We start from the raw sequence: 23,146 nt of genomic DNA on the forward strand, positions 1-23,146 counted from the left end.
AAAGGGGGTAATGCAAAGTGTTAATCACTTATTACTCACCACTACCCCGTTATTTTCATCTCTTGCGGGCAATCATGATACCACCGATGATGCAGGCCAGCAACAGGATACTGACAGCTTCGAAAGGCAATACATAACCATATTTGTCACTACTCAGCAAGGCGTGTCCGATGGTGTGGATGTTTATCTCCAGTGGGGCAAGATTCTTGGTTTGCAGGAAATTATGCTTCAGTGTGATAAACAGGATAATTGCCAGTCCGGCAACCATCGTAAAGAGCCCTGCCAGGAACCGGCTCCGTTTTAGTTTCTCGACGCGGTCTCCCTCGCCACTGGTTAGCAGGATGGAGAATACATAAAGCACGACGATACCACCGGCGTAAACCATAATCTGGACGGAGCCCAAAAAGGTGTAGCCCAGCAAGAAGTAGATGCCGGCCGTGCCGAAGAGCACGAAGAGCAGGTAAGTAGCCGAGCGGACAATCCGTTGGGTAGTCACCGTCATGATGGACATAGCAATAATAAATGCTGCCAAAAAGTAGAATACTACTGTTTCAAGTGTTGATCCCATATCTAAACTTCTTTTTTCTTTTCTATTACTTTACTACCGTCATGATTCAGTTTCAGGACGAGCTTGGAGCGGTCGAATACTGCATGTTCGAAATTCTGGTCGAACGTGATAGCATCGTGCGGACAAGCATTTACACAAAGTTGGCAGAACATACAGGCTCCCAAGTCATATTCATAGGTCGCCAGGATTTTCTTCTTCTTGCCGTCTTCGGTTTCGATCGTTTCGCTGGTCACTTTGATCGTATCGTTCGGACAAGCCATCTGACACAATCCGCAGGCTACGCAGCGATGTTCATTATTCTCATTGTGGGGCATGTTCAGTGTTCCGCGGAACCGGTCGAACATCTTCAGTTCCTTCCGGTTCTCGGGATATTGCTCGGTCACTTTCTTGCGGAAGTACACCTTGATGCTGGTTTTCATACCCGTTGCCAGTGTGCTGATGCCGTGCACCAGACCACCTAAGTACGTATATTTCTTATCTTTATATTCCATAATTCTCATTTATCAGAAATGAAAGCCGAAGGCTACGCAACAAGCCATGATTAATAAATTCACCATAGAAATAGGAACCAGGTATTTCCATTCCAGATTCAGAATCTGATCGATACGCAGACGTGGGAAAGTCCATTTAATCCACATCAGCAGGAATACCACAAAAAATGCCTTGCCGAAGAACCAGATGAATCCGGGGATATAGTCCATTACGGCATTAAATCCGTCCAGGCCGACAATGTGCAACGGCATCCATCCTCCCAGGAAGATAGTGGCGGCAACACTGGCTACGATAAACAGGTTCAAATATTCTGCCAGATAGAAGAATCCGAAACCCATACCGGAATATTCGGTGTGGTATCCGGCAGTCAATTCACTTTCCGCTTCGGGAAGGTCGAACGGGCCGCGGTTACATTCGGCGTTTCCGGCAATCAGGTAGATGATGAAAGCAATTACAGCCGGGATATGTCCCTTGAAGATGAACCAGCCGTTGGCTTGCCCTTCCACGATTTCAGAAAACTGCATGGTTCCCATCAACACGACCATCGTCATGATACTCATGCCAACGGAAAGTTCATAACTGATTATCTGCGCGCCGCTTCTCATGGCACCAATCAGGGAGAACTTGTTGTTACTACCCCAGCCGGCAAGCAGAATGCCGACAACTCCGATGCTGGAAGCAGCTAACAGGAAGAATACTCCGACGTTGAAATTCAGAATTTCCGCTCCCTTATTAAAAGGAATACAAGCGAAAGTAAGGAACGAGGCGATAATCACCATGAACGGGGCCAGGTTGTAGAGGAAATGGTCGGCGCCTTTCGGCATGAAGATTTCCTTAGTCATCATTTTGAGCACGTCGCATACCACTTGGATAGAACCCCATTTGCCCACACGGTTCGGGCCGAGACGGCACTGGAAGAACCCGCAGACCTTGCGCTCCATGTAAATCAATATGATAGCGAGAATGGCATACAGTGCAACAATGCACACGCCGACAGCCACACATTCTATAAATACAGCCACTCCCTCAGGCATAATGGAGAGAAGCAGCTCATGTATCCAATTTGTTACTATACTAAAGTCGAACATATTTAATTAGTGTTTAGTGTTTAATGATTAGTGATTAACATATTGATGCATTCTTTTCCGTTAATCGTTCATCACTAAACGTTAATCGTTAACTTATCGGTCAATATCCGGAACCACATAATCTATTGTTCCGCCAATGGCAATCAAGTCGGCTATCTTGGCTCCCCGGCAAATAGTGTCAATTGCCGCAACAAGTGGCAAACCGGTAGAGCGATAGTGCAGGCGGTAAGGCATCTTGTCGCCCTGGCTTTCGAGGAAGACACCGAATTCACCACGGCTTCCTTCCACGGCAGCATAGTAACTGCCTTCGGGAACACGGATGATTGGCTTCATCTTTTCCTGATACGGCCCTTCGGGGATATTGTCTATTAATTGCTCGATGATGTTCAGACTTTCCATTATCTCATCCATACGTACCAGGTAACGGGCGAAGCAGTCACCTTCGGTATAAATGATTTCTTTGAAATCTACTTTGTCGTATACACCGTAAGGCATTCGCTTACGTACGTCGCAAGCCCAACCCGAGGCACGACCGGTACCACCGGTGCAGCCGAAAGAAATAGCATCTTCGCGACTCAATACACCCACGCCTTTCATACGGCTTTGAGCGATGATATTGCCTGTGAATATATCGTGATATTCGTGAATGATACCTCTCATATACGGGATAAATTCTTTCACCCGTTTGACGAAGTTCGGGTGGAGGTCAGCCTGTACGCCGCCAATTGTATTGTAGTTCATAATCAAACGTCCACCGCACGTTTCTTCAAATATGTCCAGAATCTTTTCACGGTCGCGGAAGCCGTAGAAGAAAGCGGTCAGTGCTCCCAAGTCCATAGCGAGGCAGGAGTAGAATAACAAGTGGGAGTCGATACGTTGCAACTCATCCATAATCGTACGGATATATTGCACACGTTCGCTTACTTCGATACCCATCGCTTTCTCGATACACATACACAATGCGTGACGATTCTGATGTGCGCCCAAATAATCGAGACGGTCTGTCAGAGCCAGCGTCTGAGGATAAGTAAGACTTTCATTCATCTTTTCGATACCCCGGTGGATATATCCGCAGTTTGCGTCAATCTTACGGATGATTTCACCTTCAAGGGAAACACGGAAACGCATTACACCATGAGTCGCAGGGTGTTGCGGACCGATATTGACTACGTATTCTTCTTCTCCGAAGAGTTTCGTCTCTTTGCTTTTGATTGTTCCGTCCGGGTTCAACTCAATTTCCTGAGTCGTGTCGAACGTTTCTTCATTGGTCATGCAGAGCGGATTGTCTTTCTCCGGGTCGTTGTCTTTGCGCATCGGATAACCTATCCAGTCGTTACGCAGATAAAGGCGGCGCATATCGGGATGACCGACAAAGGTGATGCCGTAATAATCGAAAACTTCGCGTTCGTAGAAATCGGCTATCTTCCAAATATCACTGACAGATGGTATTTCCGGCAGGTCACGGTTGGTTGTCGCAGTTTTCAGTGCTAGCCGTTCGCCTGTGACGGTAGATTCCAGATGATAGACTACGCCTAAACCGCGGAGTTTCTCCGGAGCGTCTTTCTCATCCGCTACTCCCCAGTCCATACCGGTGAGGCTTTCAAGAAAGTCCATCTGCTTTTCATTTCGCAAGCGCAACATCTCGTCGTGTAATGCTGCAGGGGCTATAAATTGTATTTCTTGCATGTTTATATAGTGTTTAGTGATGAACGATTAGTGATGAACGTCTTTTGAATACAACAGTGTATCAATCAACAGTTAATCGTTAATCACTATTACATTAATCATTAATTTCCGGTTTCTTCTCTTTCCTGTTCACTCCACCAAAGAACTTTTCTATTTTCACTTTGCGTTGCAACTGCATCATGCCATAATAGAAAGCCTCGGGACGCGGTGGGCATCCGGGGATATATACATCTACCGGAAGAATCTTGTCCACTCCGTTCACTACGTGGTAGGACTTTTTGAAAGGACCGCCACTGACAGCGCATCCACCTACGGCAATCACATATTTCGGGTCGGGCATCTGGTCGTAGAGTCGTTTCAATACAGGAGCCATCTTGTTCGTGATTGTTCCGCATACCATAATCATGTCGGCCTGGCGCGGACTGGCACGGGCTACTTCAAACCCGAAGCGGGCCATGTCATAACGCGCGGCACCCAGTGCCATGAATTCGATACCGCAACAACTGGTAGCGAAGGTAAGCGGCCACAGCGAGTTGCTGCGTCCCCAGTTGATAAAGTCATCGAGAACTCCGAGAGCGACGTTTGCCCCTCCGGCATTAAGTTCCCTGACCAACTTTTCCAATGATTCATTGTCGACGAACTCCTCATACGGAATTGATTTTATTTTTGGCTTTTTGGTTATTTCCATTCCAAAGCTCCTTTCCTCCAGGCATAAGCAAGACCCAGAACTAGAATAATAAAGAAGAAGAGAACACTGATAAGTCCCTGCGGTCCCATTTCACGCATGACCACCGCCCACGGAAACAGAAAAGCTGTTTCAACGTCGAACATCAGGAACAGAATAGCAAACAGGTAGTAACCTACACGGAACTGCATCCATGATTTACCACGTGTCGGTATACCACATTCGTAAGCTTCAAACTTCTGTACATTGTACGAACGGGGTGAAATAGCTCGTGAGAGGGCTATCACTACACCGACAAAAGCAAGCGCTGTCAGTAAAACAACAACTAAAAATGTAAAATTCATAATTCAATAGCTGTTTAGATTGAATATTATAGAAATCAACAACCGGCTTATCCACCCTCCGGGGGATGAAACCAACTGTAATATAAGTGACGGGCAAAAAGGCCGACTGTACTGTCGTCTAAACCACAATCTTTCTTAACCTATATATATAATAGGAGATAGGATCGTGGTAATAAGTAGGAGTGTGAAGCGATGCGGAATCGGGCGGACTTTGAAGTTTGTAATGCTCGCAGAAATAAGCAATCAGCAATAGCATACTTTTATCTGCCGGAACATGTGTAACGTCCGTATGGCTCATATCGCAGGATTGGGTAGAATAAAAGTTATAGAGACGTTCCAAAGCGTTGTGCACCGGACGGTCTTGGGACACATAGCACCTCTCCTGACGATAAGTCGGGGAAGAAACCTTGCAGATATTTTCTATTGCTCCATTTGTAGTGCAATGAATAAGCAAAGTCAGTACTAAAAGTAGTCCGAATTTTAAGCTTTGTTTCATCTTTCTCTTTTAACGGCTGCAAATATAGGACTAATATTTATACTTTTTGCAAAGTCCGGGTGGCAAAAAAGGTTTTTTTAGCACTCGACTTGATTTATATCAACTCCTTACTTAGTTTTTCTTCCAAAAATCGGAAGTGAAAAGCAACAGTACCGTAAATAATTCCAGACGTCCCAGAAGCATTAAGAAAGAAACCAGCCATTTGGCGGGAACAGGTAATGCGCTCCATGAGAAAGCTGGACCACATGTGCCGAGTCCCGGCCCCATATTACCCATGCTTGAGATAACAGTTCCGACCGATTCCAGAAAACCGACTCCCAAGCCCATCATAATAAGTATGCTGATAAGAGCAATCACTGCATACAAAAAGGTGAAAGCCAGTACTGTGGACTGGATGGAAGGGGAGATAACCTGCTTGTTTACACGTACCGGAAGCACGGCATTGGGGTGCAGGATATGTTTGAATTCATTTTTCACTACCTTAAACAGGATAACCATGCGGATACACTTGATACCACCTGTCGTACTGCCGGCACAGGCTCCGATAATCATCACGATGAGAAGACAGCCCCAAAGAATGGAAGGCCAGAGCATATAGTCGGCTGTGGCGAATCCCGTGGAAGTCTGCAATGAAATCACTTGGAAAAGTGATTTGCGGAATGCTTCTTCTGCTCCCATCGAAGATGTCTGGTAGAGCCAGGCAGCGATAAATAGAGTGAAGAAGGAAACGCATATAAAATAGAACTTCAGTTCCGCGTCATGGATAAACTTCTTTATCTTACCATTGAACATTAACAGTAACAGCGTGAAGTTGATCCCTGACATAAACATGAAAATAGAGATTACATAATCTATATAAGGAGAGTGATAGTATTCAATACTAGTCTGCTTGGTAGAGAAACCACCGGTACTGGTCGTTGTGAAAGCATGGCATATACTGTCGAAAACACTCATACCGCCAAATACTAACAACACGATGAGAGTTCCCGTCATTCCGGCATAAATACCCCAAATCCATTTGGCGGTAATGCCAATGCGGGGATGTACCTTGTCGTGAGTCGGGCCGCTGGCTTCTGCCGCAAATACCTGAATGCCACCGACACCGAAAATAGGCAGGACGGCAATGGTAAAGAATACAATTCCCAAACCGCCAATCCATTGTGTCATGGCACGCCAGAAAAGTATTCCGTGCGGCATTGATTCAATATTATTTAAGATAGTAGCGCCCGTACTGCTGAACCCCGACATGGTTTCGAAGAATGCATCGGTGACGCTTGGAATATATCCCCCTATATAATAAGGTAACATTCCGAAAAGAGAGAACGTGACCCATGCCACACTGACAATGACATATCCGTCACGACGGTTGAGTGATTTTTCCGCTCCTTTGCCGATGGCGAGCAATAGGATGCCCACGCTGGCTGCAATAGCCGATGAAATCAGGAAACTTTGAAAGTCACCCTCTTTGTAGAAAAGAGAGACACCGCCACAACATAGTAACATTGCTGTTTCTATGAGCAGCAGAAAACCCAGAATCCGGTATATCATCTTAGAGTTAATCATAAATAAATTCCTGCTACTTACTGTCTAATTAAAGAATTTCTCTATTTTTTTTATCATCATGCTCAGGCAGAATACGACCACATGGTCGCCCGGTTGAATCAGCGTATCACCGGTAACCAGTACTCCTTCTCCGTTACGAATCATACCACCGATAGTTGTTCCTTTCGGAAGTCCCAGGTCCTTGATCAGATGCTTTGTTATTTTTGCTCCGGCAGGTACGGTAAATTCTGCGACATCCGCATTGGCAAACGTCAGGCATTTCACATTGGACACGTCGGCATCCAGCATCATTTGATAAATATGGCTGGCGGCAATCATCTTCTTGTTGATGACCGTACCGATGTCAAGACTTTCCGCCATGCCGATATAGTCGATATTCTCCACTTCCGCCACAGTCTTTTTCACGCCCATGCGTTTGGCGGCAAGGCAGGCCAGTATATTGGTTTCGGAATTTCCGGTCAGGGCAACAAAGGCTTCGGTATTTTTCAGTCCTTCTTCGATAAGAAGATCCATGTCACGGCCGTCGCCATTGATAATCATTGTTTTGTCATCCAACAGTTCTGTCAATCGGTTGCAACGGTTGATGTCGTTATCTACGATTTTTACTTGCATATAGTCCGGCACATATTGCGCGGTACGGACTGCGATGCGGCTTCCGCCCATAATCATCACGTTGCGTACGTCGGCATAATCTTCCTTGCCGGCTATCTTGCGTATATAAGGAATATATTTGCGGGTGGTGGTGAAGTAAACGATATCATGCAGTTTTATTACATCGTCTCCACGCGGGATAATGGTTTCCGTTCCGCGTTTGATGGCTACTATGTGATAAGGGATATCCGGCGCGCCCAGTTCATAAAGAGGAATATTCAGTATTTCCGCTTTCTCGCGCATCTTTGTACCTATCAGTACGAGAGCTCCGCCACAGAATTCCCACCATTGGCGTACCCAGCTCATACGCATGGAGGATACGATTTCTTTGGCAGCCAACATCTCGGGATAGATTAACGAATCCACTCCCAGCTTTTGGAAGAACTCTTTATTTTTGGGCAGAAGATATTCATAGTTGTCGATACGTGCCACTGTCTTCTTGGCTCCCAGGTTGGTAGCCAGCATACAGGCAGTCATGTTGCGGCTTTCGTCCGGGGTGACTGCGATAAACAGGTCGGCTTCTTTGACACCCACCTCTTTCAGACCGGAGATGGAAGAAGGAGAGGCGGCTACTGTCAGTAAGTCGAAGTTGGCGCTGAGAGCACTTAGTTTCTCCTCGTCATCATCCATCAAGATAATATCTTGCTTTTCGCGCGATAACAGTTTGGCCAGATGGGTGCCTACGTTGCCGGCACCGGCAATAATAATCTTCATGTCAATAGATAAATTCTTTTATTTTAGTCAGAATACCTTCCTCGTCCATGCCGCAGATATGGTAAAGTTCAGCTACTGAACCATGTTCCACAAATATATTGGGGATACCGATACGCTTCACTGTCGGCTTGTATTCGTTGTCCGCCATAAATTCAAGGACGGCACTACCCATACCACCTTTGACGATACCGTCTTCAATAGTCAGGATACGCTCGAATTTGCGGCCTATTTCATGTAATAACTCCTCGTCCAGCGGTTTCAGGAAACGCAAATCGTAATGAGCGATGGATTTGCCAAGCTCGGCTTCTGCCTGGGTGATGGCGCGGGCAGCCGTGTTTCCTATCGGTCCGATAGTGATAACCGCAAGGTCGTCACCGTCTTTCAACTTCCTTCCTTTCCCTACCGGGATTTCTTCCAACGGACATTTCCAGTCCACCAGCACGCCGCGTCCCCGTGGATAACGGATTACGAACGGGCCTTTGTCCGGCAGTTGCGCCGTGTACATCAACCGGCGTAACTCATGTTCGTCCATTGGCGAGGAAATGGTCAGATTGGGTATCGGACGCAGGCAAGCCATATCGAAAGCTCCGTGATGCGTAGGCCCGTCCTCGCCGACAAGTCCGGCACGGTCGAGACACAATACCACAGGAAGATTCTGTATCGCTACGTCATGGATGATATTATCATGTGCCCGTTGCAGAAAAGAAGAATAGATATTGCAGAACGGCAGCAATCCGTCTTTCGCCATACCACCGGAGAAAGTAACGGCATGTCCTTCGGCGATGCCGACATCAAATGCACGTTTCGGCATTTTCTCCATAAGGATATTCATCGAACAGCCGCTGGGCATGGCAGGAGTCACGCCGACAATGTTCGGATTGGCTTCGGCAAGTTCTACCAATGTATTTCCGAATACATCTTGAAAGAGAGGCGGCATTCCTTCCGTGTTGACAATGAAACGTTTGCCGGTGACAGGGTCGAACTTGCCCGGAGCGTGCCATTCGGTAGCATGTTTTTCTGCCGGGGCGAACCCTTTTCCCTTTACAGTGTGCAAATGCAGGATTTTCGGTCCTTGCAAATCTTTAATATCATGCAGGACGCGGGCAAGATTCTTTACATCGTGCCCGTCTATCGGACCGAAGTAACGGATATTCATTCCCTCGAAAATATTCTGTTGCTGTGCAGCCATCGATTTCAGGCTGTTGCCGAAACGTATCAGTGCCTTACGGCGTTCCTCATTCAGGATGCCGAGTTTGAACAACACCCGTGACATTCTGAAGCGTAACTGGTTGTAACGGTTGGAAGTCGTCAGGTTGAAAAGATACTGTTTCATGCCGCCGACACTGCGGTCGATAGCCATATCGTTGTCATTCAGGATAATAAGCAGGTTGTTTGGTGTAGCAGATGCATTGTTCAGCCCTTCGAAAGCCAGCCCGCCACTCATGGAACCGTCACCGATGATAGCTACTACATGACGTTGGGAGTCTCCTTTCTGGGCGGCGGCGACAGCCATACCGAGAGCGGCGGAGATAGAATTTGAGGCGTGTCCGCACGTGAAAGTGTCGTATTCGCTCTCTTCCGGTGATGGAAAAGGGCGGATTCCGCCAAACTTCCGGTTGGTGGAAAAGGCTTCACGACGTCCCGTCAGAATCTTATGGCCGTATGCCTGATGTCCCACATCCCATACAATACGGTCATAGGGCGTATTGTAGATGTAGTGCAAGGCTACCGTCAGTTCCACTGTCCCCAAACTGGCGGCAAAATGTCCCGGATTGCAGCAGAGTTCTTTAATAATGTCTTGCCGCAGTTCATCGCATACTTCCGGCAGTTGCTCTACGTTTAGTTTTCGTAGGTCTTCGGGGTAATTAATAGCGTTTAGCAAGTTATATATCGGTTCACTATTCATGATTCGAGAAAATTTAGTGCAAAAGTACGAAAAGAAAGTATACTTTTGCATACGAAATGTAATAAAGTGATGGAAAATCGTATGAACTTTCAAACATCTGTGGAATTGCCCGGCGGACTTCCGTCTGTCAGCCATGCAGACCATATCCTTTTGATGGGGTCTTGTTTTGCCGAGAATATAGGTGCCTTGCTGATGGATGCCAAATTCCGGCTGGACCTGAATCCTTTCGGTATTCTTTATAATCCTTTATCTATCTTATCCGCTTTGCGGGAGATTGCAACGAAAAAGAAATATACAGAAGAAGACCTGTTTGTTTATAGAGGACTGTGGCACAGCCCGATGCATCACGGTTCTTTTTCCGCATCTGCTCCGGAAGATACATTACAGAATATCAACAGCCGCCTGCAGCAAGCCCACCGGACTATGCAGAAACTTGATTGGCTGATGCTGACTTTCGGTACGGCTTACGTCTATGAACAAAAAGAAACGGGAAAGGTTGTTGCCAATTGCCATAAACTGCCCGAAAATAACTTTAACCGCAGGCTTCTTCTTGTAGATGAAATAGTAGACGAATATACTTCATTGATTACCGGCCTGGCAGCCCGTAATCCGAATATGAAGATTCTGTTTACGGTAAGTCCTATCCGTCATATCCGCGACGGGATGCACGCCAACCAACTAAGTAAATCCACTTTATTACTCGCCATCGACCGCTTGCAGCAACTCTTCCCGCAACACGTCTTCTATTTCCCTTCCTATGAAATAGTATTGGACGAATTGCGTGATTACCGTTTTTATGCGGACGATATGCTGCATCCGTCTCCATTGGCAATCCGTTACTTGTGGGAACGCTTCTCCGAAACATTCTTTTCTGCTGAGACAAAGCAGATTATGAAAGAAGTCGAAGACATCCGGCGCGATCTGGCTCATAAACCCTTTCATCCCGGTTCAGTGGCGTATCAACGCTTTTTAGGACAAATAGTGTTAAAAATAGAACGACTTATCGGAAAATACCCGTACTTAGATTTTCAAAAAGAAACAGAACTATGTCATATGCGATTAAATCCATAGCCCAAAGTATCGGTGCCCGCCGTGTGGGCGACTATGAGGCGACTATTGATTGGCTGTTAACAGACAGCCGTTCTCTGAGTTTTCCTGAAGAAACTCTTTTTTTTGCTTTAGCTACCAAACGAAATAGTGGCGCACGCTATATCCCTGATTTGTATGACAGGGGAGTCCGTAATTTTGTTGTCTCCGAAGAAGACTTTAAACAAATTGAGAATGGAAAATGGAGAGTGGAGAAATCTGTGCAGCATGATGGTGCGCAGCCAATCCTCAATTCTCAATTCTCCACTCTCAACTTCCTCATTGTCCCCAATCCCTTGAAAGCTTTGCAGAAGCTGGCCGAAGTGCATCGTGAGAATTTCAAAATACCCGTAATAGGTATTACCGGCAGCAATGGAAAGACGATTGTGAAAGAATGGCTGCATCAGTTGCTCAGTCCGGATCGTTGTATCGTCCGTTCTCCGCGCAGCTATAATTCTCAGATTGGTGTTCCGCTCTCTGTATGGCAACTGGATGAGGAAGCGGAATTGGGAATCTTCGAAGCAGGCATCTCCGAAATGGGAGAGATGGGAGCCTTGAAGCGAATGATAAAGCCCACTATCGGTATTCTGACAAATATCGGCGGTGCCCATCAGGAGAATTTCTTCTCATTGCAGGAAAAGTGCATGGAGAAACTGACACTTTTCAAAGACTGTGATGTCGTAATCTACAACGGTGATAATGAGCTAATCAGCAATTGCGTTGCAAAATCAATGCTGACAGCCCGTGAAATTGCCTGGAGCCGTACCGACATCGAACGTCCGCTACATATCAGTCGCGTGACAAAGAAGGAAGACCACACTGTTATTTCCTACCGTTATCTGGATATGGATAATACTTTCTGTATTCCTTTTATCGACGATGCTTCCATAGAAAATGCGCTGAACTGCCTGGCAGCCTGTCTCTATCTGATGACTCCTGCCGACCAGATTACAGAACGAATGGCACGTCTCGAACCGATTGCCATGCGCCTGGAAGTAAAAGAAGGAAAGAATAACTGTGTCTTGATAAACGATAGTTATAATTCAGATCTGGCATCTCTGGATATCGCTCTTGACTTTCTTGTCCGCCGTTCTGAAAAGAAAGGATTGAACCGGACGCTTATCCTGTCGGATATACTGGAAACCGGACAAAGCACGGCAACGCTCTACCGGCGTGTAGCCCAACTGGTTCAAAGTCGTGGAATCAATAAACTGATTGGTGTAGGACCGGAGATTTCTTCGTGTGCCGCCCGGTTTAATGATGATATCGAACGCTATTTCTTCCCCAATACCGAAGCCCTTCTGGCGTCAGACATACTTAAATCCCTTCATTCGGAAGTCATTCTGATAAAAGGTTCGCGTATATTCAACTTCGACAGAGTATCCGAAGCACTGGAATTGAAAGTGCATGAAACCATCCTTGAAGTAAACCTGCATGCGATGGTTGAAAATCTGAACCACTACCGTGCCATGCTCCGCCATCCCGAGACGAAGATGATATGTATGGTGAAAGCCTCTGCTTACGGAGCCGGTTCGTATGAAATTGCCAAGACTTTGCAGGAGCATCATGTCGATTATCTGGCAGTGGCCGTTGCCGACGAAGGTTCCGAACTTCGCAAAGCGGGCATCACTTCCTCTATCATGATTATGGATCCGGAACTTACGGCATTCAAGACCATGTTCGACTATAAACTGGAACCGGAAGTTTATAATTTCCATCTGCTCGATGCACTTATCAAAGCTGCCGAAAAAGAAGGAATCACCAATTTCCCGATTCATGTAAAACTGGATACGGGGATGCACCGTCTTGGTTTTGCCATCGAAGATATACCTTTGCTTATCCGCCGTCTGAAGAATCAGAACGCGGTGATTCCCCGTTCGGTATTCTCTCATTTTGTAGGAAGCGATTCTCCTCAGTTCGATGCCTTTACCCGCCAGCAGATAGAGCTGTTTGAAAAAGGTTCGCAGGAATTGCAGGCCGCTTTCTCTCATAAGATTCTCCGTCATATCTGCAATACGGCGGGAATTGAACGTTTTCCCGGTGCGCAGTTTGATATGGTGCGCTTGGGAATCGGGCTTTATGGAGTCAGCCCGATAGACAATTCGATTATACATAATGTAAGTACCCTCAAGACAACGATACTTCAGATACGTGATGTGCCCGAAGAAGATACGGTAGGGTATAGCCGGATGGGGCATCTGGTGCGTCCTTCACGTATCGCCGCCATTCCTATCGGTTATGCCGACGGACTGAACCGCCACTTGGGACGGGGAAATGCCTATTGCTTGGTGAACGGAAAGAAAGCGCCTTATGTGGGCAATATCTGTATGGACGTCTGTATGATAGACGTGACCGACATCGACTGCCGCGAAGGTGACCAGGCGATTATTTTCGGTGACGACCTGCCGATAACGGTTCTCTCCGACAAGTTGGATACGATTCCTTACGAAGTCCTTACCAGCATTTCGACGCGGGTGAAACGGGTCTATTACCAGGAATAAGGTCTGGCGATAAGCGAAAACAGAAAGACCGGCAAACGATAATCCGTTAATGATAAACGGTGGACAGCAAACGGTAAATGATGAATGAAAGTGAACTAACATAAATAATTCATCGTTTACCGTTTACAGTTTGCCGTTTTTCTTTATATTTGCACCAACTAATAAAAACCTCTTTATCAGATAAACGTATGACAAACTTATTATTATTAGGTTTCTTGCCTAGTGGTTCCGAGTGGATTATTATTGCTTTGGTTATTCTCCTGCTTTTTGGCGGAAAGAAAATTCCTGAACTGATGCGTGGTTTGGGCAAAGGCGTGAAGAGCTTCAAGGATGGGGTGAACGATGCCAAAGAAGAAATAAACAAGGCGAAAGAAGACTTGGACAAACCGGCGGACTCAAGTAAGTAAAAGTAAGTACGAATGGCAGAAATGACCTTTTGGGATCATTTGGATGAACTGCGCAAGGTACTTTTTCGGGTGATCGGAGTCTGGTTTGTATTGGCAGTAGGTTATTTTATTGCTATGCCCTATCTCTTTGATCATGTGATTTTGGCGCCATGCCATAATGATTTCATATTCTACGATTTATTACGTCATATCGGACAGACATTCGACCTGACCGATGACTTTTTCACACAAGAATTTCAGGTGAAGCTGGTCAATATAAATTTGGCCGCTCCTTTCTTTATACATATGTCGACAGCTTTTTGGATGTCGGTTGTGACGGCTATGCCTTATCTTTTCTTTGAAGTGTGGCGATTTATCGGCCCCGCTCTTTATCCCAACGAAAAGAAAGGAGTGCGCAAGGCATTAACCATCGGAACAGTGATGTTCTTCATCGGTGTCTTGCTGGGGTATTTTATGGTTTATCCGTTAACTCTCCGTTTCCTCTCCACTTATCAGCTAAGTTCGGAAGTGGAGAACATCCTGTCACTCAATTCCTATATCGACAATTTCATGATGCTGATTCTCTGCATGGGGCTGGCCTTTGAACTGCCATTGGTGACGTGGCTGCTTTCATTGCTGGGAATAGTCAATAAGTCCTTTTTGCGGAAATACCGTCGCCATGCCGTTGTTGTCATTGTGATAGCAGCCGCCATAATCACTCCGACGGGCGACCCGTTCACGTTGAGCGTCGTTGCTATTCCGCTTTATTTGCTCTACGAAATGAGCATTCTGATGATAAAGGACAAGAAAAACACAGAAGAAGAGATTGAAGATGAAGTTGCCCTGCCGGAAGAGTGAAGCGATAGAATCTTATGAGTTACTTTTAGCTGTCTGTCGGGCGGATGATTCGTATCTGGCGGTCGGGTACAAGCAGATGCGGGATTTGTTGGAAAGGTTCTGCCGCTTTTATATGCACAATGAAAGCCTGCAGATGACCGACCTTTCTGCGCGGATTAGTTTTGTAGCTGCCAAAGTGGGGCTTTCTGTTGTGGAACAGAACAGGCTGCATACTTTCCGGTTGACTTCGAATGCCATTCTGAACCGTAAACAGGAACCGGTGAGGGAGCATCTTTTGCGGGATGCAAAAACAATAGCTTTCTTTATCCGCAAACTTTCCGGAGAAGACATACCGGAAGAACTGTACCGGTTGTTTCCGAAAGCGGATGCTACTTATTTGGTTGCTCCCCCCGCCCGTGAACGGGTGCAACGGATGCGCGTATGCTTTCAGTATGCGGATGAACAGTATTTGTATGTGACCCCGTTGGATGAAGTGTCGGAGAAACCTTATCTTGTCCGCTATAATATACCTCAAATTAACGAAGAATTTGCAGAAACGTGCAAACTGCTTTGGCGTCATGCCCAACTCAACTTGCTGGATACCGCAATTGATGAAGCAGGAATACTGACCCCCTCGTTTATTGTTCTCGAACCGGATTACCTGATTGACATCAGTTCCCTTGCCGAGTGTTTCCGCGACTACGGGCATCATCCGGCAAATTATTACCTTTCCCGTCTTCAGCCGATTGAGAATGCGCGTCCCCTGTTGCTGGGAAATATAGCCAATCTTTTTCTCGATGAATGGATTCACGCGCAGGACGAAGACATTGACTACCGGACTTGTATGCAAAAAGCCTTCCGGCGCTATCCTATCGAGTTGGCAGCCTGTCCCGATTTGCGGGACAGGGAGAAGGAACGCCAATTCTTTGACGACTGCAAACTGCACTTTGAGCATATTCGCGAAACGGTGAATGATACTTTTCATGCCGCCGGATACGAACTCGATAAGACAGACGCAGTGCTCGAACCCTCTTATATCTGCGAGGCACTCGGCCTGCAAGGGCGTCTCGACTATATGCAACGGGATATGTCTTCCTTCATAGAAATGAAGTCGGGCAAAGCCGACGAGTACGCCATCCGTGGCAAAGTAGAACCCAAGGAGAACAATAAAGTGCAGATGCTTCTCTATCAGGCTGTTCTTCAATACTCTATGGGGATGGATCACCGGAAGGTAAAAGCCTATCTGCTCTATACCCGTTACCCGCTTCTCTATCCGTCCCGTCCTTCTTGGGCAATGGTGCGCCGGGTGATTGACTTGCGCAACCGGATTGTTGCCAATGAATATGGTATTCAATTACGGAACAGCCTGGAATATACGGAACAGAAACTGGAAGAAATCAACGCCGCCACCTTGAATGAACGGGGGCTGAAAGGACGCTTTTGGGAAATCTGGCTGCGCCCGTCTATCGACAGCTTCCAAGAGAAATTGAAAGCTCTTTCGCCACTGGAGAAAAAATATTTCTATGCCGTATATAACTTCCTTACCAAAGAACTTTATACTTCCAAGTCCGGAGATGTAGACTATGAAGGACGCACGGGAGCCGCTTCTTTATGGCTTTCCACATTGGCCGAGAAGTGTGAGGCAGGGGAGATTATCTATGATTTGAGAATAAAGGAAAATCATGCTGCTGATGAGTATAAAGCTCATTTGCTGCTGACACGCTCACGAAATTGTGAATCTTCGCAAGAATTGCCACAAGAGCTTTCGCAAAAAGAAAGTATAGACGACGGAATACAAAACGTACTTCCCAATTTCCGTCAGGGCGATGCCATCATCCTCTATGAACGCAACCATCCGACGGATAACGTAACCAATAAAATGGTATTCAAGGGAAATATCGAGTCCCTGGCAGATAATGAAATCGGTATCCGCCTGCGCTCTACGCAGCAGAACCCTTCCGTGCTTCCTGCAGAAAGTCTTTATGCCATAGAGCACGATACGATGGACACTACCTTTCGTTCCATGTATCAGGGATTATATGCTTATCTCTCTGCTACACAGGACCGCCGTGACTTATTACTTTCGCAACGTCCGCCGAAGTTTGATGAATCGTTGGATACCCTTATCTCCCGGGCAGAAGACGATTTCACCCGTGTTGCGCTGAAGGCCAAAGCCGCACAGGATTATTTCCTTCTCGTCGGTCCGCCGGGAACGGGCAAGACTTCCTGCGCACTAAAGAAAATGGTAGAGACGTTCCACGCCGACAAGGATACTCAGATTCTGTTGCTTTCATATACCAACCGTGCCGTTGATGAGATATGCAAGTCATTGGCTTCTATCCGCCCGGTTGTCGATTTTATCCGTGTCGGAAGCGAATTATCGTGTGACGAGAACTACCGCGACCATCTGATAGAAAACGAACTGTCGTCCTGCAACCGTCGTTCGGAAGTTTACGAACGTATCCGGAATTGCCGCATTATTGTGGGAACAGTCGCTGCTATTTCCGGCAAACCGGAACTATTCCGTCTGAAACATTTCAATGTATCCATCATAGATGAGGCTACCCAGATACTCGAACCGCAATTATTAGGTATTCTTTGTGCCCGTGGCGAAGATGACCGGAACGCTATTGATAAGTTTATCCTGATTGGCGACCATAAACAGCTTCCTGCCGTTGTGCTGCAAAATACGGAGCAATCTGCTATCTATGATGAAGCGTTACTGTCGATTGGGCTGGCAAACCTGAAAGACTCGCTGTTCGAACGTCTTTACCGGAATTGTTCTTCTGGCAACGGCAGCGTGTCGCCCGTTATTGCCGGCAGCGCGTCATCCGTTATTGCCGGTAACGCATCGTCGGCTACTGGTCGTTCATTCGATATGCTTTGCCGTCAAGGGCGTATGCATCCCGAAGTAGCCTTGTTTGCCAACCGTGCTTTCTATGGCGGGCGTCTGATTCCCGTCGGATTACCTCACCAACTGGAGGATTCCGAACATATTTCCCGTGTCGCTTTTTATCCTTCCGTGCCGGAACAGGCAGGAACGTCTGTCAAGATAAACTCTTCGGAAGCCCGGATTGTTGCCGGTCTGGCTGTCCGTATTTACGAAAGTAATCAGAAGAGTTTTGACGAATCCCGCACGTTAGGAATCATAACTCCCTACCGGAGTCAGATTGCTCTTATTAAAAAAGAAATAGAAACATTGGGTATTCCGGCACTCAACCGGATATTGGTAGATACTGTCGAGCGTTTTCAAGGCAGCGAACGGGATGTTATTATCTATTCCTGCTGCATTAATAGTTATTATCAGTTAAAATTAGTCTCTAATTTAACAGAAGAGGATGGGGTACTGATAGACCGGAAACTGAACGTAGCCCTTACCCGTGCACGAAAACAGATGTTTATAACGGGTGTACCAAAGTTCTTGGAATCTAGTCCGCTTTACCAAAGTTTATTAAAATTAATAGAGAATAGGGGGTAATTCGCTAATTTTTGCAGATGTTAGTTTTTATTCTCTCTTTATGCGATTCATTAACACCTCTATAATGAACAAACGCCTATATTTGCAGCACGTTTTTTTCATAGAGATTTAGATTTAAGGTTAGAAGAATTGTGGAAGTCGTGAGACTTCCCTTTTTTTCATCTTAACGTTTACTATTCTTCATTATTGGAATGCAAAGACACTGCTTTTTTAGTATGTCAATTTCATTTAATAGTTGCAGGATGATGATGCAGAGTAAGTAAACCTAAAAAGCCTTCTTCGTGAGAAGAGGCTTTTTTGTTTTTTTTCATTGAAAGAATTATTTGTAATTAATAGAGGGCGGCTCGTGATGAGTCGCCCTCTTGCATTGTTATAATATAATATTGAGATTGGATTGCTTAGTCCAATACGATAGGTTTGTACTTCGGTACTAATGCCTTCATGATTACCCAGCCCACCAGATAAGCTACGGCACAGATACAGAACATGATGAAATATCCGGCAGGTTTGCCTTCAAATCCCATAAATGTCATGTGCGTTTCGTCAGCGTGAACAAACAGCAGACCAGCGCCGAACTGCATCAGCATAGAACCTACGCCACCCGCCATACCGCCGATACCTGTAATACTTGCAATCGCCGTTTTCGGGAACATATCACCTACGGTAGAGAAAATGTTAGCCGACCATGACTGGTGGGCAGCACCACCGATACCGATTAGGATAACAGGGAACCACGGAGAGAACGTACCCAACGGTTGTGCCAACAATACTACCAACGGGAAAAACGCGAAAATCAACATCGCCTTCATACGTGCGGCATACGGATTCATACCTGTCTTATTGATAAAGATAGTCGGAAGTTTACCACCATAGATGGACAACATAGTCACGGCATAAAGCGTGAAAATCAGTGCCATCCCCAGTCCGTCGGAAGTCTTGATGTCAAACTGGGTGTTCAGGTAAGACGGAGTCCAGAACAGGAAGAACCACCATACACCGTCCGTCATGAACTTACCGGCAGCGAAAGCCCATGTCTGCTTGTAAGTGAAGCATTGAAGGAAGCTCATCTTCTTCTCATCTTTCTCTTCAACAGCTACAGGAGCGGCACCTGCCTCGTATTTATCCTGTTCGATATAATCCAATTCGGCTTTGTTGACGTGCTTGCTCTTCGACGGAGCATCATACATGAATATCCACATACCCATCCAGACGAAGCCGAGGGCACCGATAACGATAAACGCCATTTCCCATCCCCATGCTTTCGCAATCAGCGGGATAGAAACCGGGGCAATCAAGGCACCGATAGAAGCGCCGGCGTTGAAGATGGAAGTAGCGTAAGCGCGGTCTTTCTTGGGGAAGTATTCCGCCGTTACTTTGATGGCAGCCGGGAAGTTACCCGCTTCACCGAGAGCCAGGATACAGCGTGCGGCAAGGAAGCAGTACATACTTACGGTAGCCAGCACCACCACTACGTCACCCGTAGCAGCCATCAGTTCGGCTGCGCTGTGCATACCTACATACTGTTCGGTCACGATTCCGCAAAGTGCGTGCATACAAGCACCTGCCGACCATACGCCGATTGCCCAGAGATACCCTTTCTTCGTACCCATCCAGTCGATAAATCGGCCGGCAAACAACATACATATTGCATATACAATAGAAAAAACGGAAGTAATCGTACCGTAGTGAACTTCGTTCCAATGAAATTCCGGTTTAATAAACTCATCCCAGGTAAGGGAAAGCACCTGGCGGTCGAGATAGTTAACTGTAGTAGCAAAGAATAGCATAGCACAGATAGTCCATCTGTAGTTTGTCATTTTCTCGCCTGTTTTTTGAAATGCATTCATGATAATGGATTTAAATAGATTTTGATTCGTTGACAAAGGTCGGGATTTCGACTGGATTTTATTTGTAAAAATTGGTCGAATTCATGTATTATTCGTTACATTATATATGCTATTTGTTTCAAAGGGCATATTCATCGCCTCATGACACAAATAGTATGTGATTTCGGGGGGTGTGTCGGAATGCATAAAACCCGGAAAACTTCATCCCTTCTCTCCGGCGGGAGGAAAGGATGAAGTTTCTCGGATTTTATATATGTAATGCAGAGCCGCGCAACGATTAGCGCATTTCTGTATATTTGAGCTTGTCCATGTCTCCGTAGTCGAGGTTTTCACCAGCCATACCCCAGATGAACATGTAGTTGCTTGTTCCGGCAGCAGCGTGGATAGACCATTCCGGTGACATGATAGCCTGTTCGTTCTGCATCCATACGATGCGTTCTTCCTGAGGTTCGCCCATGAAATGACAGATGGCGTTGTCGGCAGGCACGTTGAAATAGAAGTAGGCTTCTACGCGACGGCTGTGAGTATGAGCCGGCATTGTGTTCCATACGCTACCCGGTTTCAGTTCTGTCAATCCCATCTGCAACTGGCAAGGACCTTCTTCAAGTACGTTGTTCACAATCAACTGGTTGATAACGCGGTCGTTGCTTTCTTCCATCTTTCCTGCTGCGAAAGAGTTGGCTTTCAAAGAACCTTTGCGTCCGTCGATAGTAATCAACTGAGTCTTGTATTCCTTGTGAGCAGTAGCGGAGTTGATATAGAACTTGGCAGGATTGCTTGAATCCTTGCTCTTGAAAGTCACTTTCTGCTTGCCTCTACCTACGTACAGGGCATCCTTGAATTTCAGCGTATATTCTTTGCCGTCAACGGTTACGATACCTTCGCCACCAATGTTGATGACACCCAGCTCGCGGCGTTCCAGGAAGAATTTAGCTTTCAGCGGGTCGATAGTTTCCAATACCAGTTCCTTAGTGGTAGGAACAGCGCCACCGAAGATAAGGCGGTCATACATGGAATAAGTAAGGTTGATTTCGTTCGGAGCCATTACTTTTTCCATCAGAAAGCTACTACGCAGGCGGTTTGTATCATACGTTTTCACGTCTTGCGGACTGCAAGCCACTTGCATCTTGTAATTCACCTGGGCAGAAGCAGACATGGCTGCGATACCCAACATCATTGCAATTGCTAATTTTTTCATCTTTCGAATTTTTATTTGGATTATATATTATATACTACTACTTATTATCAGTTCTGTTTTTTTCGACTTATTCCTTATTACTGTCCAATGCATTTTTAGCATCGTTTCTGGTCATGCGGATACGGTTGTAGATTGCCATTCCGAGTGCGAGTGCCACGAGGATGGCAGGGCCGATAATCTTCAGGCTGTAAGTCAGGTGGAAGATACCCCAGCAGAAAAGGCTGGAAGCAAAGTCGAGCGCGCCGCCTTCAAAACCTGCGGGAATATTCACTGTCGGGTCGCCCGTAGCGGCAAACACGTCTTTCGCAGCCAGTGTGAAGTAACCTGCAAGTCCCGTCACGAAATACAGACCGACCGTCAAGGCTACCAGACCGATAATGAATGATTTCACTACGTTACCTTTCGTAATGGGCAGAATCATCGGGAACAAGTAGAACATACCTGCCAGAGAGGCCAGCGGTAAGAAACGGTTGCCCGGAAGGATTACCGCGAGGAAGATAGTGACAGGAATCAAAAGCAGTGAAACCACCAGCGTAGTCGGATGACCGATTACCAATGCAGGGCTCATACCGATGCTCAGACCTGTGTTGCTCTTATATTTTTTAGCGATAAGCTCGCGGGTAGCGTCAGAGATAGGTTTCAGACCTTCGATGAAAAGGCTTGTGATACGGGGAATCAATTCCATTACCGCACCCATCTTGATGCCCAGTCCCAGGATACTGGGGATATTGTCTACCACTTCCTGCCAACTTCCGCAGCCCAATATTCCGATACCGCAACCGATTACGATACCCAGGAACAGCGGCTCACCCATCAGACCGAATTTCTTCTTCATACCTTCCGAGTCAATATTCAGCTTGTCGAATCCGGGAATCATATCGAGCAGTTTGTTGATAACGATAGCAAACGGAACAAAACTTTGGCAGAACGGTTGTGGAATGGAGATACCGTCCATTTTATCATAGAACTTCTGGAAAGCGGGAGCAGTCATGTCAGCCATTACCAGCGTGATGATATAGCAGATGATAGCAGCGAAGAATCCCCAAAGGATACTGTCGGAAGCAAAGTAGACAATCGCTCCGATAAATGCGAAGTGCCAGTAGTTCCAAAGGTCGATGTTGACAGTGCGTGTTGTTTTAGTAAGCAGCATAATCAAGTTGACACCCAGACAAACCGGGATGATAAAGGCACCGACAGATGTGTTGTAGGCTACTGCTGCCGCAGACGGCCAACCCATGTCGAAAATACCCAGCTCCAATCCGTAGATTTCTACCATTTTACTCAGTGCAGGGCCCAAGCTGCTGGTAAGCAATGCTGTGACTACCGACAAACCGACGAAACCGACACCGACTAATAAACCGCTTTTCAGCGCTTTGGCTAATTTAATACCGATACATACTCCTAAAATTGTGAAAATGACCGGCATCATCACTGCCGCTCCAAGACCGATAATGTACTTGAATACTTCTTCCATTCTGTTCTATTTTTTCTCTGTTTTAAATGATAAATTACTGTGTTTCCCCCAGAGGGTATTAGTTGTAAACCGTGCCAAAAGTACGACCTTTTCCGCTTTCTTCCAAGACGAAACAATTAATTTATCAGATATTACGTCAAAAATGG

The 23,146-nt window shown here is 46.3% G+C and carries 17 protein-coding genes and 2 pseudogenes; 6 read left to right on the top strand and 13 right to left on the bottom strand.

Features of this window, described 5'->3' with window-relative positions; genetic code table 11:
- Window positions 1–55: 55 nt before the first annotated feature.
- The 10 genes from ACGHVY_RS19575 to dxs all read right to left on the bottom strand — a co-directional run bounded on the left by ACGHVY_RS19575 (window position 56) and on the right by dxs (window position 10,193).
- On the bottom strand, window positions 56–568 hold the full coding sequence (locus ACGHVY_RS19575) for an NADH-quinone oxidoreductase subunit J (RefSeq protein ID WP_308744681.1): 513 nt from the start codon (window positions 566–568) through the stop codon (window positions 56–58).
- A gap of 2 nt (window positions 569–570) precedes the next feature.
- On the bottom strand, window positions 571–1,059 hold the full coding sequence (locus tag ACGHVY_RS19580) for a 4Fe-4S binding protein (RefSeq protein WP_308744680.1): 489 nt from the start codon (window positions 1,057–1,059) through the stop codon (window positions 571–573).
- Window positions 1,060–1,071: 12 nt separating this feature from the next.
- Window positions 1,072–2,148, bottom strand: a complete 1,077-nt coding sequence (gene nuoH, locus ACGHVY_RS19585) for an NADH-quinone oxidoreductase subunit NuoH (protein WP_308744679.1) — start codon at window positions 2,146–2,148, stop codon at window positions 1,072–1,074.
- 93 nt (window positions 2,149–2,241) lie between these two features.
- The gene (locus ACGHVY_RS19590; RefSeq protein ID WP_308744678.1) at window positions 2,242–3,834 is read right to left on the bottom strand and encodes an NADH-quinone oxidoreductase subunit D; all 1,593 of its coding nucleotides are present in this window, start codon (window positions 3,832–3,834) and stop codon (window positions 2,242–2,244) included.
- A 94-nt stretch (window positions 3,835–3,928) separates the two neighbouring features.
- Window positions 3,929–4,522, bottom strand: a complete 594-nt coding sequence (locus tag ACGHVY_RS19595) for an NADH-quinone oxidoreductase subunit B (RefSeq protein ID WP_308744677.1) — start codon at window positions 4,520–4,522, stop codon at window positions 3,929–3,931.
- Window positions 4,513–4,863: an NADH-quinone oxidoreductase subunit A gene (locus ACGHVY_RS19600; RefSeq protein ID WP_191032095.1), complete on the bottom strand. Its 351-nt coding sequence runs from the start codon at window positions 4,861–4,863 to the stop codon at window positions 4,513–4,515. Before ACGHVY_RS19600 ends, ACGHVY_RS19595 begins: the two co-directional genes overlap by 10 nt.
- A gap of 118 nt (window positions 4,864–4,981) precedes the next feature.
- Window positions 4,982–5,359 (bottom strand): hypothetical protein, encoded by a 378-nt coding sequence (locus ACGHVY_RS19605; protein WP_390600863.1) that lies wholly within the window; start codon window positions 5,357–5,359, stop codon window positions 4,982–4,984.
- Between the two features lie 111 nt (window positions 5,360–5,470).
- Complete coding sequence (locus ACGHVY_RS19610; protein ID WP_390600865.1) at window positions 5,471–6,922, bottom strand: TrkH family potassium uptake protein; 1,452 nt, start codon at window positions 6,920–6,922, stop codon at window positions 5,471–5,473.
- A 24-nt stretch (window positions 6,923–6,946) separates the two neighbouring features.
- On the bottom strand, window positions 6,947–8,287 hold the full coding sequence (trkA, locus tag ACGHVY_RS19615) for a Trk system potassium transporter TrkA (protein ID WP_308744674.1): 1,341 nt from the start codon (window positions 8,285–8,287) through the stop codon (window positions 6,947–6,949).
- A gap of 1 nt (window position 8,288) precedes the next feature.
- Window positions 8,289–10,193, bottom strand: coding sequence for a 1-deoxy-D-xylulose-5-phosphate synthase (gene dxs, locus ACGHVY_RS19620; protein WP_390600867.1), 1,905 nt, complete (start codon window positions 10,191–10,193; stop codon window positions 8,289–8,291).
- 81 nt (window positions 10,194–10,274) lie between these two features.
- Here dxs and ACGHVY_RS19625 point away from each other — a divergent pair, with 81 nt between their 5' ends.
- From ACGHVY_RS19625 to ACGHVY_RS19650, 6 genes and pseudogenes are all read left to right on the top strand, one after another.
- A complete protein-coding gene (locus ACGHVY_RS19625; RefSeq protein ID WP_390600869.1) occupies window positions 10,275–11,264 on the top strand; it encodes a GSCFA domain-containing protein in 990 nt (329 codons plus the stop codon).
- The gene (locus ACGHVY_RS19630; protein ID WP_390600871.1) at window positions 11,240–13,780 is read left to right on the top strand and encodes a bifunctional UDP-N-acetylmuramoyl-tripeptide:D-alanyl-D-alanine ligase/alanine racemase; all 2,541 of its coding nucleotides are present in this window, start codon (window positions 11,240–11,242) and stop codon (window positions 13,778–13,780) included. Before ACGHVY_RS19625 ends, ACGHVY_RS19630 begins: the two co-directional genes overlap by 25 nt.
- 188 nt (window positions 13,781–13,968) lie before the next feature.
- On the top strand, window positions 13,969–14,187 hold the full coding sequence (locus ACGHVY_RS19635; protein WP_007751163.1) for a twin-arginine translocase TatA/TatE family subunit: 219 nt from the start codon (window positions 13,969–13,971) through the stop codon (window positions 14,185–14,187).
- Between the two features lie 12 nt (window positions 14,188–14,199).
- Window positions 14,200–15,024, top strand: a complete 825-nt coding sequence (gene tatC, locus ACGHVY_RS19640; protein WP_390600874.1) for a twin-arginine translocase subunit TatC — start codon at window positions 14,200–14,202, stop codon at window positions 15,022–15,024.
- Window positions 14,999–17,779: pseudogene (locus ACGHVY_RS19645) on the top strand (AAA domain-containing protein); the annotation flags it as partial. The gene tatC and the pseudogene ACGHVY_RS19645, both read left to right, overlap by 26 nt.
- A 90-nt stretch (window positions 17,780–17,869) precedes the next feature.
- A pseudogene (locus ACGHVY_RS19650) lies at window positions 17,870–18,481 on the top strand (DEAD/DEAH box helicase); the annotation flags it as partial.
- Between the two features lie 398 nt (window positions 18,482–18,879).
- Here the strand turns inward: ACGHVY_RS19650 and ACGHVY_RS19655 are convergent.
- The 3 genes from ACGHVY_RS19655 to ACGHVY_RS19665 all read right to left on the bottom strand — a co-directional run bounded on the left by ACGHVY_RS19655 (window position 18,880) and on the right by ACGHVY_RS19665 (window position 23,000).
- A complete protein-coding gene (locus tag ACGHVY_RS19655; protein WP_390600876.1) occupies window positions 18,880–20,328 on the bottom strand; it encodes an MFS transporter in 1,449 nt (482 codons plus the stop codon).
- 277 nt (window positions 20,329–20,605) lie between these two features.
- On the bottom strand, window positions 20,606–21,526 hold the full coding sequence (gene kduI, locus ACGHVY_RS19660) for a 5-dehydro-4-deoxy-D-glucuronate isomerase (protein WP_175631182.1): 921 nt from the start codon (window positions 21,524–21,526) through the stop codon (window positions 20,606–20,608).
- 67 nt (window positions 21,527–21,593) lie between these two features.
- Window positions 21,594–23,000 (bottom strand): PTS transporter subunit IIC, encoded by a 1,407-nt coding sequence (locus tag ACGHVY_RS19665; protein ID WP_308744667.1) that lies wholly within the window; start codon window positions 22,998–23,000, stop codon window positions 21,594–21,596.
- Between the last annotated feature and the right edge of the window lie 146 nt (window positions 23,001–23,146).

The sequence above is a fragment of the Bacteroides sp. f07 genome (assembly GCF_042854785.1).
Classification (GTDB): domain Bacteria; phylum Bacteroidota; class Bacteroidia; order Bacteroidales; family Bacteroidaceae; genus Bacteroides.

Excerpts from the sequence above, each read along its gene's own strand:
- ACGHVY_RS19575 (WP_308744681.1), bottom strand. The coding sequence starts at position 568 with ATGGGATCAACACTTGAAACAGTAGTATTCTACTTTTTGGCAGCATTT.
- ACGHVY_RS19580 (WP_308744680.1), bottom strand. The coding sequence starts at position 1,059 with ATGGAATATAAAGATAAGAAATATACGTACTTAGGTGGTCTGGTGCAC.
- nuoH (WP_308744679.1), bottom strand. The coding sequence starts at position 2,148 with ATGTTCGACTTTAGTATAGTAACAAATTGGATACATGAGCTGCTTCTC.
- ACGHVY_RS19590 (WP_308744678.1), bottom strand. The coding sequence starts at position 3,834 with ATGCAAGAAATACAATTTATAGCCCCTGCAGCATTACACGACGAGATG.
- ACGHVY_RS19595 (WP_308744677.1), bottom strand. The coding sequence starts at position 4,522 with ATGGAAATAACCAAAAAGCCAAAAATAAAATCAATTCCGTATGAGGAG.
- ACGHVY_RS19600 (WP_191032095.1), bottom strand. The coding sequence starts at position 4,863 with ATGAATTTTACATTTTTAGTTGTTGTTTTACTGACAGCGCTTGCTTTT.
- ACGHVY_RS19605 (WP_390600863.1), bottom strand. The coding sequence starts at position 5,359 with ATGAAACAAAGCTTAAAATTCGGACTACTTTTAGTACTGACTTTGCTT.
- ACGHVY_RS19610 (WP_390600865.1), bottom strand. The coding sequence starts at position 6,922 with ATGATTAACTCTAAGATGATATACCGGATTCTGGGTTTTCTGCTGCTC.
- trkA (WP_308744674.1), bottom strand. The coding sequence starts at position 8,287 with ATGAAGATTATTATTGCCGGTGCCGGCAACGTAGGCACCCATCTGGCC.
- dxs (WP_390600867.1), bottom strand. The coding sequence starts at position 10,193 with ATGAATAGTGAACCGATATATAACTTGCTAAACGCTATTAATTACCCC.
- ACGHVY_RS19625 (WP_390600869.1), top strand. The coding sequence starts at position 10,275 with ATGAACTTTCAAACATCTGTGGAATTGCCCGGCGGACTTCCGTCTGTC.
- ACGHVY_RS19630 (WP_390600871.1), top strand. The coding sequence starts at position 11,240 with ATGTCATATGCGATTAAATCCATAGCCCAAAGTATCGGTGCCCGCCGT.
- ACGHVY_RS19635 (WP_007751163.1), top strand. The coding sequence starts at position 13,969 with ATGACAAACTTATTATTATTAGGTTTCTTGCCTAGTGGTTCCGAGTGG.
- tatC (WP_390600874.1), top strand. The coding sequence starts at position 14,200 with ATGGCAGAAATGACCTTTTGGGATCATTTGGATGAACTGCGCAAGGTA.
- ACGHVY_RS19655 (WP_390600876.1), bottom strand. The coding sequence starts at position 20,328 with ATGAATGCATTTCAAAAAACAGGCGAGAAAATGACAAACTACAGATGG.
- kduI (WP_175631182.1), bottom strand. The coding sequence starts at position 21,526 with ATGAAAAAATTAGCAATTGCAATGATGTTGGGTATCGCAGCCATGTCT.
- ACGHVY_RS19665 (WP_308744667.1), bottom strand. The coding sequence starts at position 23,000 with ATGGAAGAAGTATTCAAGTACATTATCGGTCTTGGAGCGGCAGTGATG.